This window comes from Rapidithrix thailandica (genome assembly GCF_039710355.1).
Taxonomy (GTDB): Bacteria; Bacteroidota; Bacteroidia; order Cytophagales; family Flammeovirgaceae; genus Rapidithrix; species Rapidithrix thailandica.
Genome location: NZ_JBDKWZ010000030.1, coordinates 1 through 14,066, shown reverse-complemented (window position 1 = coordinate 14,066; position 14,066 = coordinate 1). Strand labels below are relative to the sequence as shown.

The 14,066-nt window shown below is 37.4% G+C and carries 16 protein-coding genes and 3 pseudogenes; 1 reads left to right on the top strand and 18 read right to left on the bottom strand.

Annotated elements, in window-relative coordinates; all coding sequences use genetic code 11:
* Positions 1 to 3: 3 nt before the first annotated feature.
* Together AAG747_RS28605 and AAG747_RS28600 are read right to left on the bottom strand one after the other, a co-directional pair.
* Complete coding sequence (locus tag AAG747_RS28605) at positions 4 to 825, bottom strand: hypothetical protein (protein WP_346824688.1); 822 nt, start codon at positions 823 to 825, stop codon at positions 4 to 6.
* A 17-nt stretch (positions 826 to 842) separates the two neighbouring features.
* Positions 843 to 1,394 (bottom strand): hypothetical protein, encoded by a 552-nt coding sequence (locus AAG747_RS28600; RefSeq protein ID WP_346824687.1) that lies wholly within the window; start codon positions 1,392 to 1,394, stop codon positions 843 to 845.
* Positions 1,395 to 1,439: 45 nt separating this feature from the next.
* On the opposite strand from AAG747_RS28600, the gene AAG747_RS28595 reads away from it, so the two are divergent.
* Positions 1,440 to 1,637, top strand: coding sequence for a hypothetical protein (locus AAG747_RS28595; RefSeq protein WP_346824686.1), 198 nt, complete (start codon positions 1,440 to 1,442; stop codon positions 1,635 to 1,637).
* 110 nt (positions 1,638 to 1,747) lie between these two features.
* On the opposite strand, the gene AAG747_RS28590 is transcribed toward AAG747_RS28595, so the two are convergent.
* The 16 genes and pseudogenes from AAG747_RS28590 to AAG747_RS28515 form a co-directional block, all read right to left on the bottom strand.
* Entirely contained in the window at positions 1,748 to 2,557 is an 810-nt protein-coding gene (locus tag AAG747_RS28590) for a hypothetical protein (RefSeq protein WP_346824685.1), read from the bottom strand.
* 480 nt (positions 2,558 to 3,037) lie between these two features.
* Positions 3,038 to 3,193, bottom strand: a complete 156-nt coding sequence (locus tag AAG747_RS28585) for a hypothetical protein (protein ID WP_346824684.1) — start codon at positions 3,191 to 3,193, stop codon at positions 3,038 to 3,040.
* Between the two features lie 298 nt (positions 3,194 to 3,491).
* Positions 3,492 to 4,088: a hypothetical protein gene (locus AAG747_RS28580; RefSeq protein WP_346824683.1), complete on the bottom strand. Its 597-nt coding sequence runs from the start codon at positions 4,086 to 4,088 to the stop codon at positions 3,492 to 3,494.
* Between the two features lie 654 nt (positions 4,089 to 4,742).
* Entirely contained in the window at positions 4,743 to 5,396 is a 654-nt protein-coding gene (locus AAG747_RS28575; RefSeq protein ID WP_346824682.1) for a hypothetical protein, read from the bottom strand.
* A gap of 165 nt (positions 5,397 to 5,561) precedes the next feature.
* Entirely contained in the window at positions 5,562 to 5,780 is a 219-nt protein-coding gene (locus AAG747_RS28570) for a hypothetical protein (RefSeq protein WP_346824681.1), read from the bottom strand.
* Between the two features lie 363 nt (positions 5,781 to 6,143).
* Entirely contained in the window at positions 6,144 to 6,563 is a 420-nt protein-coding gene (locus AAG747_RS28565) for a hypothetical protein (protein ID WP_346824680.1), read from the bottom strand.
* Positions 6,560 to 7,360: pseudogene (locus AAG747_RS28560) on the bottom strand (RHS repeat-associated core domain-containing protein); the annotation flags it as partial. The pseudogene AAG747_RS28560 and the gene AAG747_RS28565, both read right to left, overlap by 4 nt.
* A gap of 576 nt (positions 7,361 to 7,936) precedes the next feature.
* Positions 7,937 to 8,719, bottom strand: a pseudogene (locus AAG747_RS28555) (RHS repeat-associated core domain-containing protein); the annotation flags it as partial.
* Between the two features lie 191 nt (positions 8,720 to 8,910).
* The gene (locus AAG747_RS28550) at positions 8,911 to 9,453 is read right to left on the bottom strand and encodes a hypothetical protein (protein WP_346824679.1); all 543 of its coding nucleotides are present in this window, start codon (positions 9,451 to 9,453) and stop codon (positions 8,911 to 8,913) included.
* Positions 9,429 to 10,202 (bottom strand): annotated as a pseudogene (locus tag AAG747_RS28545) (RHS repeat domain-containing protein); the annotation flags it as partial. The pseudogene AAG747_RS28545 and the gene AAG747_RS28550, both read right to left, overlap by 25 nt.
* 388 nt (positions 10,203 to 10,590) lie before the next feature.
* Positions 10,591 to 10,932: a hypothetical protein gene (locus tag AAG747_RS28540; protein ID WP_346824678.1), complete on the bottom strand. Its 342-nt coding sequence runs from the start codon at positions 10,930 to 10,932 to the stop codon at positions 10,591 to 10,593.
* A gap of 5 nt (positions 10,933 to 10,937) precedes the next feature.
* Positions 10,938 to 11,609 (bottom strand): hypothetical protein, encoded by a 672-nt coding sequence (locus AAG747_RS28535; protein WP_346824677.1) that lies wholly within the window; start codon positions 11,607 to 11,609, stop codon positions 10,938 to 10,940.
* Between the two features lie 74 nt (positions 11,610 to 11,683).
* Positions 11,684 to 11,896: a hypothetical protein gene (locus AAG747_RS28530; RefSeq protein ID WP_346824676.1), complete on the bottom strand. Its 213-nt coding sequence runs from the start codon at positions 11,894 to 11,896 to the stop codon at positions 11,684 to 11,686.
* Positions 11,897 to 12,107: 211 nt separating this feature from the next.
* Entirely contained in the window at positions 12,108 to 12,767 is a 660-nt protein-coding gene (locus AAG747_RS28525; RefSeq protein ID WP_346824675.1) for a hypothetical protein, read from the bottom strand.
* Positions 12,764 to 13,561, bottom strand: a complete 798-nt coding sequence (locus tag AAG747_RS28520; protein WP_346824709.1) for an RHS repeat-associated core domain-containing protein — start codon at positions 13,559 to 13,561, stop codon at positions 12,764 to 12,766. Before AAG747_RS28520 ends, AAG747_RS28525 begins: the two co-directional genes overlap by 4 nt.
* Before the next feature lie 17 nt (positions 13,562 to 13,578).
* A complete protein-coding gene (locus tag AAG747_RS28515) occupies positions 13,579 to 13,791 on the bottom strand; it encodes a hypothetical protein (protein WP_346824037.1) in 213 nt (70 codons plus the stop codon).
* Positions 13,792 to 14,066: the final 275 nt, after the last annotated feature.

Here is a 14,066-nt window from a genome sequence, read left to right as displayed (position 1 = left end):
CATTCAAACCACAGTGTTGATCACTGATGCAAAGACATCATAATTTTTTCCACAACCCGGGCAGATGGCCCTACCCAACAATGAGGGCACAAGGGGAAGCAAAGAGTTAATTTTAAACTTCACGATATGCTCATAAAGCCAGCCCTTTTCACCGGCTTGGCTTGCTAACGCTTGCTGTTCGAGAGGGAGTAAATCAAAAGTTTGTTGCGCTTTGTTGGTTACCGGATCTTGGATATATAAAACCAATTTATCTGATTCATTCCATAGATAGTGCTCTGCCGAACAACCCGGACAAATGCTTCTGTATTCGGTATTTTCGGTATAGGTATTCCATACACGTCCAAGCTCGTAAAATTTATTTGCTACCGCATATGCCATAAAAAAATACCTTTTTGTTTCCTCATCCCGAGCATAAATATGTTTTTGCAAACGCTCTCCCAAATGAGCAAACTCTTCGAAAGCAGACACAAAAGCACGGTATAATAGCTCTTGAGTAGTTTGATCCAGGTTATTCTGTTCTTGTAGAATTGCCTTTAGATATAGGCCTTCTGTATCCAATTCGGCTAAAATGATTCCCAAATTCAAAAACAAGTCGAGAAGAAACGCTTCATTTTGGGAATATTTTGCAATCTCCATCAAATGCGGGAAGATGGCTACGGTTGATTGGTACAAGGTATTTTGATGGTAGATATATTCCCAGCAAATCTCTTCTAAAACCTCGTTTTCCTCGCCTTCTTTCAACTGCAAGAGTAATTTGGGTAACGCTTCTGCTTTCCCCAGACAATTGAGTTTGTTCCAGGCATTTGGATTCTCAAGTGGCAGCATATAGCTCTCATTTAAACTCAATACTCACGACTGTGGATGGTAAATCGAAAATTCATATCGGCAGTATATTCCGGCTTATCAGTTCTTTTTTCCAATCTGAATTCAAAAGTAGGCTCCCATCCTTCTTCCTGCCAGGTTTCCCCTCCTGAAATCTCCACCGAATACCAGCCATTTTCCAATTGGATTTTAGGTCTTATGGCATTTGTTTTCAACAATTCCCTCCCTTTGGTCCAATCTCTTAAGTAAGGCATGGTAAATAAGTATAATTCACCACTTTTTACTTGTAAAATATATCCTGTTTTCCGGAATTGCAGTTCACTTTCCAACTCGTCAAAAATCGACATTTCCGACTTTGTATTAAAGTAAATGGTATAAGGATAATTTTCAATGCCTGACAGTGGAATAATGGTTCCGCTTTCCACCGCTTGATCGCCACTCTCATTTGTGGTAAATTCTCTTTCCAAATGTTCAGACAAATTATGTTCGGCCTGGAATTCAGAAAGCACCAAAATGTCCGACAAGATGAAATAGTCTACCAGATCGTTTAAACACTCTGTGAATTTTTGCATGGCTTACTTTGAATAATATAGTGGACAAGAAATTTTACCATATCAATGGATACCCTCGAATATACGTTTATTTCCTCTATTCTTGCTATCAATACCCATAAACTGTTTATTAAATTATCACCACACCAATTACAAACTATCACCCTGGTAGCATTTACAAAGAGGCTTTCCCACCCTGAAAAACCCAACGAACAAACGCCCCGGGAAATCAAATCGCGAAACAATACTTCGACAAGGAATTGAATAAATAACAGGAATGACCACTGCCAATAATTTCAAGGAGCTCCATAAAAACACAGGTCATTCTCTCATAATGCGAGAATGACCTGTGTTAAAATTGCTAAAAAAGACCGTTAATCCTTTTTCTCCAATTCTTCCACCCGCTGTTTTAAGGCATCGTTTTCCTTTTTCAATTCAATCATATACAGGGTTAATTCTTCTATTTTTTTCATCATCGCAGCATCCATTTCTCCAAGGTTAACTCCATTTTTTTCGATTTCTGAAGCTGAAGGTATTTCCGGTAAATGTTTATGAGCCTTAATATATGTTTCCACTTCTGAAAGCGGTTTGAGTTTATATTCTGGCTCAAACACATAATCTCCCCAAGCACTTTCCAATTTAACTACAATCTTTTCGGCTAGAACTCCTTCTTTTACATATAATTGAAAACCTTCTTTACTGAAATTTGAAGTACCAATACCTACTTTACCATTGGTAAAATGGATGTTCTCAGAAGAATGAGACCACAATGATGGTTGTAAAGGCACTCCGTTAATCAAATATTCAGTAGCATTGACACGCCCTGCAACATCTAACAGATAAGATGGAAAGGCATTATTAATACCTACATTTCCACCTCTAAAATTAAAATTAGCTCCATTTTGAGTAGTAAATAAAAACAGCTTATGATTCTCACTGAATTTTCCTACCTGGATATATCCATAACGTACAGGCACTTCATTATTTATATTATGATACCAGCTTACATAAGGAGCTTCTGGGTTTCTACTTGAAAAGCTAGCAATATTACTATGCTCTTCTCCACTTAACGAAAGTGTAAGCCGCTCGCCTTGTAAGGTTTGAGAGTTTCCCATATATGGAAAAAGCAATACCAGAACGATAAGTATAATTTTCATCATTGTTTTATTTTCTATTGATTTCATACCATTTTTATCATTATAAAATATTGCACAAAAACTAAGGTAGTTAAATAACCTACGAAGGTACAAAGTAAACGGAATGTGTAAAAGAAGTTGTATGGGTTTGTAGTGTATCTAAATGATTCGACTTATTTAATACCTTCTCCTAGGTAACCATAGAGAGGTAATCCTTTCTTACTGCAAAGTCCCGGAGGGGCGCCATCCAATAGCCCAGGGTGCAGCCCTAAAATAACCATAGGAAATGCAGTCCAAGCTCCAAAGGAGCGAAATACAATAACGAGCCTGGGAGTAAAAGATATCCCGCCCTTTCAGGGCTGGAACGGCACCTCTCTTTTGCCCAAGGGCTATACCCTTGGCTGTATGATTTGGCCCCTTTGGGGCTGAAAGATTATTTAGGTCGAGCGGATTCTTTAGGTAACTAAGGAATGGGAAGTTTGGGTTTATTCTCATTTTCCCATCGTACATCCTCAGCTCAAACGCATTCTAGCCGGTTTCTTGGTCCTTTTCAGCAAAGTCCCTTGCAGTTGGTAGTTGCTGAGGAGTCCCGGAAGGGACGCCATCCAATAGCTCAGGGTGCAGCCCTGAAATAACCGTAGGAAATGTAGTCCAAGCTCCAAAGGAGCGAAATACAAAAGCCATGTTCCAATCATTGGTCAGGAATTACCTCCACATAGTTTAAGGTAAGACCATAATCATCAATGGGTCTAATAGCGTTGTAAATTGACCACGTGTACCATACCTAACCTAAGCAAATGCATCAATCAGTTGTTGAGCCCATGGCTGTGCCGAATTAAGAAATGCCGTAGATGACTGTAATTGAGGAATAGCTCCTCTACCATAATACACTCTTGTACCTAGATAAGAGCGCCATACCCACCTACACTTATTAAATATAAAGGCGTAGGAGCAATCTACACCTAGTAACTTCTCTTTTGTGCTATTCTATGCCGATTGGGGCAAGGCCTGCTGTGGCAAGAACCTCATTAACAATCTTTAAACAATTTATTATTTCATCAGGATTGGCTACTTCATCAGGCTCTCTACTATTATAAGCTTTAAGCACACTTTGCGCTTCAGTTCGGTACTGTAAAATATCTTTCGCATCTCTCGCTAAGTATAAATTACAACAAAGAACAAGTTCGCTAACCTTTAAAGTTCTCCACGATTGTTCAAGATTTTCTTGATAACCAAAATCTATTCTTTCAAAGTATTCTCTTGCAGAAGCATATTTTTTTTCATCAAAAAGATGACACCCAAAATAATACAAAGTATAATTATCAAAACCCTTTATAGCCAAGGCGTTTTTAAAATATTCGATAATCTTTTTACTTCTTATTTCACTTTCATCAGGATCATAATACCACGACAAGCCCAATAAGTACTGTTTATAAAACTCTTCCTCACTACTTTCACTTGCCTGAACAGAGACTAATTCCTCTTTAATGGAATCTAATATGACTTTACTTTTATCTAAAGCATCTTCACAAAGTGCCTGTTCTAACTTTTCATATATATCCTCAAATGTACTTGTCATCTTTCAGCATGATTAATTGCTCGACCTTTATTAAGGGTTCCCTTCAAGTCTTAGTAGATCCCTAAACTCTGGCAATAAAGACTTATCGTTAGCCCTTCTAATTAATTCAGTCCCTGCCTTACCCATGACATCCGCTTCTTGCTCCAGTACCAGTTCCGTGAGCCTTATAATGATCTACTAGTTCCTTCCTAATAAAAGCAACTGCTTTATCAAACGCATTCCAGCCTTTATCTTTTTCGGCAAGGTTTCCTGTGGTCGGCCAGTCTGGTAATTGTAACGGCCTTTGTCCACTCCTTCTAAGTGGTGTTCTTGCAAGATACTGCCGTAGGGATACTCATCCAAGGCGGAGAGCAATTTCAAGCGGAGGCTGTAGGTGATTTACTGGGTATAAAATTCAAAATCAAACCTTTCTTTAAAAAGAAATACCGAAATCTTCTTACCAACTTTGACAGGAATTTGTTACTTTTAAAAGTCCCGCAGGGGCGCCATCCAACAGCTTAGAGGGCAGCACCTTATCTATGAAGTAGGAGAAAACATTGTATAATCCGCCAACCAAAGGACATTACACATAAAAACCTCTCTTAATGACAAAACCAGCCCCACTTACGCAAGGCCGGCTTTCCATTTTCTTTACCCTTTGGCTTTAAGGTGACCCTATCTATATTTTTCTAATTCTCTTATAGAAAAATACTTATTATTATTAAAATGAATTGATAACATGTTCTTTAATAAATCTTTATTGATTGATTGGCCCTTTTCAACCAATTCAATAACCTCTCGTAAATATTTTCTGTCTTGTGTGATTCGAAATAAACAAAATGCAGCTTTTAGCTGGGCATTTTGAAAAAAGCTTGCATCTTCTAATACATTCGTCAGAGCAACAAATAATTTCTCGATGTAATTAAACTTTGGCTGGCTTATTAAATAGGATAGAACTGAAGACACTACATAACTTTCGCCTTCAGTGTTGCTTTTCAAAAAGTCAATACAGACCTCATAGGGTAAGTTCAAGCTCTCTATAGTAGCAAAATCTATCATATCAGAAACAAAGTCCCTATCTTCATCATTGAGATTAGCTATGATATAAGACTCAATAAACGATTTCTGATCTTCGGTAAAATAATCATATTCAATCAAAAAATCGCCTATTAAAGACTTTTCAGGAATATTGAGAATATATTTAATGTCTTCAATACTCAACTGCTCTTCAGCGTTTACTTTAGCTAACACTTCTCTTAATGCTTTATTAGCTGTTTGATATTCAAGTGAAGCTATTTTTTTTGCAAGTATTTTATCTTCTACTACCACCTTTATTATGTCTTGATCCTCTTTTTCCAGTATTTTTTTCGTGTCCTTTCAGCTTTTGTACATCTTTTTTACTAATAGGACCATTCTGACGTTGTTGGCGTAAACGATTTAGTTTGTCTGGACTCAACTTACCATTATTCTTCCCTCTTTAATTTATGATAGGAGTCATGAAGACTTCCTGAAGCCATTCCTGTTGTTGCAGCTCCTTTCAAACATGTCCTTCCCAACACTGACTATGTCCCCGGTAAACTGGCTATTCTCAAACATTTCATTGTCTAAGTCCGCCCTATCAAAATCCATCATATGGCTGCTCACCACTGAGTTTACAAAACCATTGCTAAAATCTTGTATTCCCTGGATGCGGACGGCCAGTCTGGTAGTCATAGCGGCCTTTGTCCACTCCTTCTAAGTGGTATTCTTGCAAGGTACTACCGTAGGGATACTCATCCAAGGCGGAGAGCAATTTCAAGCGGAGGCTGTAGGTGATTTACTGGGTATAAAAATCAAACCTCTCTTTAAAAGGAAATACCGAAATCTTCTTACCAACTTTGATAGGGATTTGTTACTTTTATAATCGACTCTCCTAAAAGTCCCGAAGGGACGCCATCGCTCAGGGTGCAGCTAACCAGAGGAAATGTAATCCAAGCTCCGAAGGAGCAAAATACAAAAACGAGCCTGGGAGTAAAGATATCCCCGCCCTTTCAAGGCTGAGAAGGCATCTCTCTTTTTTTAAGAGGATAGTAATCTTTATTTATACATAATGACCCAATTATTTTTCTGTAAAAGATCCCTACTTAATTCAATTCGCCTGAGAATCTTATAATCGGAACGAACACTTTCCCAATCATTATTCAATAAGGTATCTGCATGGAAAATAAACAAATATTCTTTTTTACCATCGGAAAACAACTCTGCCCAATAATCATAATTCTTTGAATTTCTTGCATTAACTCTCTTTTCTGAAAAAGGAAGTATCAAATAGTTATAAGAATCGTTCAAAGGGTTAAAATCAGCAATTGTTGTATCGGGATGTGACCATGAAAACTGATAGTAAACTGAATCAATTGTTTCATTTCTTATTCTCAACACTGTACTATTTTCAGTTTTGTCACAACTTGATTGAAGTAATACTGATACCAGTAAAAGTATAATTTTAACATCTATCATCTCCCTTTATTAGCATTTAAAATTGGTATAACTGGTATAGGAATACCAGTTGCAAAAAGACCATATTCCCACCATTTGGCATTAATTTTATTCTGTGGTAAATATGAGTATTTGTGATACGGAGAATTGGGTGAATAATAATTTGGATTCCATGTGAAATTGTAATTTGATGAAAAATATTGCGCTCCTCTAAAATTTGCATCATGTTCAGTCCAATCTGCACCAAAAGCACTCGGCAAACCATATTTAAGCAAATATAAAGGACCATTCTGCCTACTTTGCTGATAATGTCCAAACTCATGCATAAAAGTATAATCTCCAACTACGGCATTTACAGACTGGTCTCCTAATATATAACTCCCTAATGTAATTGCTCCCCAACTACCAGAAGTCTGAGAAAAAGTTACACCATCAAAATAGCTAACACTATTCACATGACCAATCATATTTGTCCCATGTGAACCTATAAATCCTACAATCGTTTGTGGTAATTCCCAAGTAAGCCTACTCGCTATTTGACCAATATCACCAGCAAATAACCCACCCCATATCTTGGCCGAGTTCTCAAAATGTCTTGCTCCACTCTGAAAGAACCCTTCACCATTGAACAATCCTTTAATTCCCCCTATTAGAAAATCATCGATAAGAAACAAAGCTCCATCCGGATCCACCCCTGCAATCGGATTATTCCCCATCCCCACATAAGGCGAAGCAAACTGCCTGGCCGGATCCGTACTCAACCATCTTCCTACTTTCCCATCATACATCCTCAGTTCAAAAGCATTCCAACCAGTCTCTTTATCCTTTTCGGCAAAGTTTCCTGCGGACGGCTAGTCTGGTAGTCATAACGGCCTTTACCCACTCCTTCTAAGTGGTGTTCTTGCAAGATACTTTCATAGCAGTTGTTTTTTAAAACCATCACTTTTGTAAAAAAGTAGGCCTTTTCTTTAAGAAGAAAGAATATCAGAAAACCAAAGACAATCGGAAACTGTAATTTCACACCACACCCTACATATTCCATTCAAAAAGTAAACCTTAAACCATCTTGGACCTTACTTTCCGTGTTACCAAGAACCTTAAAAATTACCTATCTATAGATACGACAAAAGTCAACTTGAAATACATTTACAAATGTCAGACACTGCAAATTAAAAAATGCTGGAATAATTTAATCTTCTAAATCTTTTTCCTTATGACAAGGTATGTAAAAGCCACAATTAACAGAAAAAAACCTATCATTTCTAAAATTGACAATCCTCTTATATGTCTTAAATAGTTAATTAAAAACAACCACAAAAACAAGGATACCAATAATATAACTATACGTAACATTTCTTTAATTTCTATTGTAATTGCTATTTCTTGTAACAAAATTAATCTTTTACCTTCTGCTCTTGCGGAATCAGGACTCCCACAGGGGTAATTGTTATTTCTGGTAAAAACAATGTTTCACCTTTAGGTACTGCATATTCATACCCCCAAGGAGTAACTCCATATACTATATCAGTATCTCCCCAATTAAAATTCATATGCATTAGCTCATTCATCCAGATGGCTGAAAAGGCACCACTAACACCACCAACAACTTCTGAAGCTGAGCTAATGGCATTTTGCACGGCTTTTGATCTCATATCTACTCCAAAATTAGTGATAAGCAAACTTCCTCCTGTTGTTCCAGCTTGTAGACTTTTTCCAACCATCTGACCAACCCCATTTCCTATTGCTCCACCTACTGCACTTGCCAGTGCTTCATGAGTATCAATATTATCAAAACCTCCATTTTTTATAGCTTGATCAAGCACATTCGATCCACCAGAAACAGCCCCTGCAGTAGCAACACCAGCAAGACCACCTGGTGTATAAGCAAGACCAAAACCTGTCCCAGTTGCTACACCCATTCTAGCCCATGTCTGGCCAGATGTAATATCAAACTTTCCTTCTGTTACCTGAGCTGTGATATTAAAACCAAGTCCAATTACTCCTCCTACCAATCCAGGGACAAACCATGCAATATCCCCATCTTTATCTATCCCATTCACCGGACTATTCCCCATCCCCACATAAGGCGAAGCAAACTGCCTGGCCGGATCAATAGACAACCACCTTGTAACCTTGGAATCATACATCCTCAACTCAAACGCATTCCAGCCAGGCTCTTGGTCTTTTTCGGCAAAGTTTCCTGCGGACGGCTAGTCTGGTAGCCGTAGCGGCCTTTGTCCACTCCTTCTAAGTGAAGTTCTTGCAAGGTACAAACGGAGTGAGGAGTGATATCTCTGAAGTTTAACTCGCATTGCTTACCCGTAGTGTCACTGGAAAGAGGGTACTAATATACTAAGGGAAGATAGTTCTATTTTTTATAATACAATATTACTTCTTCACCTTCATAAGTTCTCAAATGAAACCCATCTTCCTCAAAAAAAGAGCTTTGTGCATCCAAACAGATGTAGGTAAATGTAGGGCAGTCTATATTCAAATTATATTGTTTTTTCCTATTCATTCGATACTCTTCGATCACTAACTTATTTTCATTAATACAGTAATAAACAATCACCCCTAATGCATCGTTTAATTTAATTACATTTTCAATTACCCGTTCCAAAGCTTTCTCAGCCTTAAAAAGAATAATAAAGCGGTTACCTGGATTTCCTGTACTCTCAGAAAATATAAATTCTTTCAAATTTGAGACCTCTAAAGTCAACTTTTCTTTAGAAGTTATTTCAAATGTTGTAACCGATTCATGTATTATTCCATTAGATTTCCATAAAACTTTAAACCTATCACTATCAATATCTTTAAACCAAACACTCTTCTTATTGGGCTGAGAAAAACCAGTTATGCTAATGAAAGTGAATATAATCACTGTAATTAATGTATTTTTTGATTTGTCCATATTCCTTTAATCCCTTTATGAGGAATATTTAATTCTATTTTTTTAAACACTTTATCCCATTGGGTACTGCTCGATGAATTATAAAATATAGCCCCTTTGGCAATATTTGAGTTTAACCCATATGCTTTCCATGCAGCTGTTAATGACCCTAACCATGCCTTCATTGCAATTGGGTTTTTGTTAGCAACAATATATGGATTTTGCCACTTATTATAGTTTTTATCCCAAGTTTTTGCTGCATCATAAAATTTAGGAATAAATTTAGAATAGCCACCCCTACCTTCATAACAACCACAATCATTCCTATTTCTCAGCGACTCTGCAACTATTAATTTTGAATTAGCATCACCACTACGCATTTCAGCAAACACAGTTCTCGCAATCATCCCAAAATCACCATTTAAATCAACAAGTCCATCATTAATAATTGAGAAATAAGTAGAAGAGTTTTCCCAAGTCCAAGTGTCATTTGTACTCATCATTTCTATAAATGACCAATCACTTGGATCAACCATTACTACTTGATCCATACCATCATCAATATGTATTGTTTCCCCTGTTAATTGATTTACAAAATCAGTTAAAAAGAATGCTCCATCCGGATCCACCCCTGCAATCGGATTATTCCCCATCCCCACATAAGGCGAAGCAAACTGTCTGGCCGGATCAATAGACAACCACCTTGCAACCTTGGAATCATACATCCTCAATTCAAACGCATTCCAGCCGGTTTCTTGGTCTTTTTCGGCAAAGTCTCCTGCGGACGGCCAGTCTGATAATTGCCGCGAAGTCCCGAAGGGACACCATCCAACAGTTCAGGGTACAACCCTAAAATAACCATAGAAAATGTAGCCATAGCTCCGAAGGAGCGAAATACAATAACGAGCCTGGGATTAAAAGATATTCCGCCCTTTCAGGGCTGGGACGGCATCTTATTTTTACCCAAGGGCTACTCCCTTGGCTATGTGATTTGGCCCCTTTGGGGCTGAGAGGTTATTTGACAGATCGGATTCTTTAGGTCACTAAGGAGTGGAGAGTTTGGGTTTATTCCCAACTTTCCCATCATACATCCTCAGCTCAAACGCATTCCAGCCAGGCTGGCTAAACCTGGCTAATATTTTTAAATGATTTTGTTTACTACTCTTTCAAAACAACCATTTTATTTTTTACCAATTTACTATAACGGCCTAAATTCCAATTGGAGTTGATAAATATTGTATCTCTATTTTCCTTCACATTAAACTCTATATTTTTGTAGGTAGCATCATTTAAATGCACCTCAAACACATCTAGTGTATCCTGCTTAGTACTTATTTTAAATTCGTACTTATAATTATCAATACCTGTCTTGTATAAATCATAATAAAGTGTTCCGTTTGTATTTATCGGTGCCAATTCCACCTTGTGAACAAAATCTTTTTGTTCTCCACAACCTATGAAAAATAAAGTAGAAAGGATATATAGCGCATTTTTACTCATAGTGATTAATGCAAAACTTTTGCGTTAGAAGGCATGTCGTTAAACCATGCATTTCGATTAAATACATAATTCGAAAAATGCCACTTAGTATACTTCCATCCTCCGATAATATTATTCCCGATATCCTTCCATTCGAATGCAGTGCCAGGTCGACCTCTTAGCGCATCAAGCATCCTCCCACTTTGTCTATCATTAATTATTAATCCTCTGATTTCATTGGCAGTAGTTATCGCACCAGCAGATCCAGGGCCCCATCTATTCGTCATTAAAAATGTTCCGATATGATGCTCAAGAGCATTATTAGCTTCTGTCCCATTAGCAATTGAACTGTGTGTCCATTCTGAAATGTGGAAAGCATCACTTATTGGCAAACTGTTATCTATTAATGACGCTAACCACCCCTCACGAGGAAAATCAAATGTGTTAGAAAGGTCAAAGAAATAATCACTGCCTAAACGAGAATTATTAAAGTACTCTAAAAACTTATCAAATCCACCAGCCTGTATACTTGAGCTAATTGCACCAATTACTGAAGGGTCAAGCGCATTGGCAGATAAGTGTGTAAAGCCATCAACCTCTGCTGAGCCATCTATCCAAACCACATCGTTTGTCTGATTATTTCTATACCAATCAAATCCACCATCAGGGTCAAAACGATTAACAGGATTGTTACCCATACCCAAGTAGGGACTGAAATATTGCCCATACGGATCGGTAGTGAGCCAACGTCCTATTATAGGGTCATAATTTCTTAACTCAAACGCATTCCAGCCGGTTTCTTGGTCTTTCTCGGCAAAGTTTCCTGCGGACGGCTAGTCTGGTAGTCATAACGGCCTTTGTCCACTCCTTCTAAGTGAAGTTCTTGCAAGATACTGCCATAGGGGTAATAATCCAAGGCGGAGATTACTTCCAGACGGGGGCTGTAGGTGATTTGCAGGTTGTCGAACGGGGACGCCCAGTCCATACGTCCACATCGCTTTTGTTGGCCACAAAGACTTTTACCGTACCACTCTGGCTGGCGGACATCAATTCTGAGATAAGTATTCAGGTAGTAATGGGCTACAAGCTATAGATTATTTCGCGACAATGTTTTTAAAAAGAAAAAAGAGACTACAATGGTAGGAAACTACTCTCAAATCCAGAAAGAATTATGAAAATCAATATTGTCACTCATTTTAATCTATCCAACCTGGCGCAAGAAATACTCTAGTATAAATTAAAATACCATAAATAATAATATCAAATACACTTAGCCTGAAAAACCATCCACAATAAATTTTAATAATTTCTGGAAATCTATTTCCAATCAAAACGGTAACCTGATCCCCTACTTCATATGCATTAAGCCCTCCAATATCAGTAAAAATACTATATTTTTGATCTTGATATACATAAGAAATAGAATATTTGGTTATACTGGCCTCTCCAGGATCCATTATCTTCTCTTCTATTACTCCAGGTATCTTTATACTATCTTTAAGAAAATAAATTTCTGATCTAATTTCATAGAAAAAATAGACTATTCCACAAATTACTAATACCAAATATAGAATTGGGAAAGAATGAATATATGAAAATGTAAACAAGAATTGATCAATAATCGCTAAGAATAAAGCATCTATTATGACTACTAAAAGAAGTATTTTGCCAATCTTCGTAGCAATATACTTAAGTAAATAAATCTCATACTTAAAAATTTTTTGATTTTCAAATAACCAATAAGGCTGATTAAACTTATATTCTTTGAATTTATTCTTAATAGGGTTAAAATCTCTAAATAAATAGCGATATCCCCCTTCAACTTTACTAATTTTTTCCAAACTTATTTTCATCATTTTCTATATCTAGAAGGAAGATAAGTTGTTGTCAAATCTTTATAAAAAGCTTGTCTCATTTCTGGAGTTGATACAAAATACTGAGTTGCAAATACATGCACACTAAATGTATACTTGTTCATTATATGAATTTTTCTTGTTCCCAAATTCAATAATTGACCAACTTTAATAGTACCTGTTTTAAAAGCAACACTAACATCATATTGATGTCTAAGGCTTAACAAAGATGTTTTTTTACCAATAGATGGTAAATGAGTATACAAAGCTCTTACACCCATCGTCTGGGGCATCAGACGAACTTCAAGTTTTTCGGTTGCAGGAATTGCAACATAACCTTCCTTAGGGTCAAGCACCAGCTCTCCTTTAGTACTATTGTAGCCATAAACATAGGCCCCCCCTATTAGTTTATCATTCCCTGCTTTTGTAGGAGTAAACCTTAAATCTACAGTTATCCCTGCTTCAGTGGAAAAAGGTATTGATTGATAAAATTGATTATTTGTTCGTTCCCAATAAGTTCCACTCCCGTATTTACCAAAATAGGTAATCCCTCCATAGTTTGGTAAACTAGCCATGTAGTTATCAGAAGCGGCCCAATCTATATTTTTAAAGAAATTTTTTATACCACCCCAAAATGAGGCAAACCAACTACGTTTTCCAAGTATAGTTACTTCTTTAAGACGAATAGGATCATCTGTTCCCCCATCCAGATCCACTCTGTTCATGGGATTATTCCCCATCCCCACATAAGGAGACCAATACTGTCCATAAGGATCCGTGCTCAACCACCTTCCCATTTTCCCACCATACATCCTCAACTCAAACGCATTCCAGCCGGTCTCTTGGTCTTTTTCGGCAAAGTTTCCTGCGGACGGCTAGTCTGGTAGTCGTAGCGGCCTTTGTCCACTCCTTCTAAGTGGTGTTCTTGCAAGATACTACCGTAGGGGTACTCATCCAAGGCGGAGATTACTTCCAGACGGGGGCTGTAGGTGATTTGCAGGTTGTCGAACGGGGACGCCCAGTCCATACGTCCACATCGCTTTCGTTGGCCACAAAGACTTTTACCGTGCCACTTTGGCTGGCGGTCAGGACTACGTTATTTTTTTGACCATAACGAATTGGTATATAATTAAGTATAGCTTTTATTACACCAATACACTCAAATGTAAATACTTTTGTTACTAGTGTTATGTTAATCATTAAATGACGGATAAAGTCTTTTTAGTTTCACTCTTGATTCCTTGGTGGTAAACTGCCAGTTTATCCGACTTTCTTTGTTGTTGCGGTCATTTTGCCAAGCAT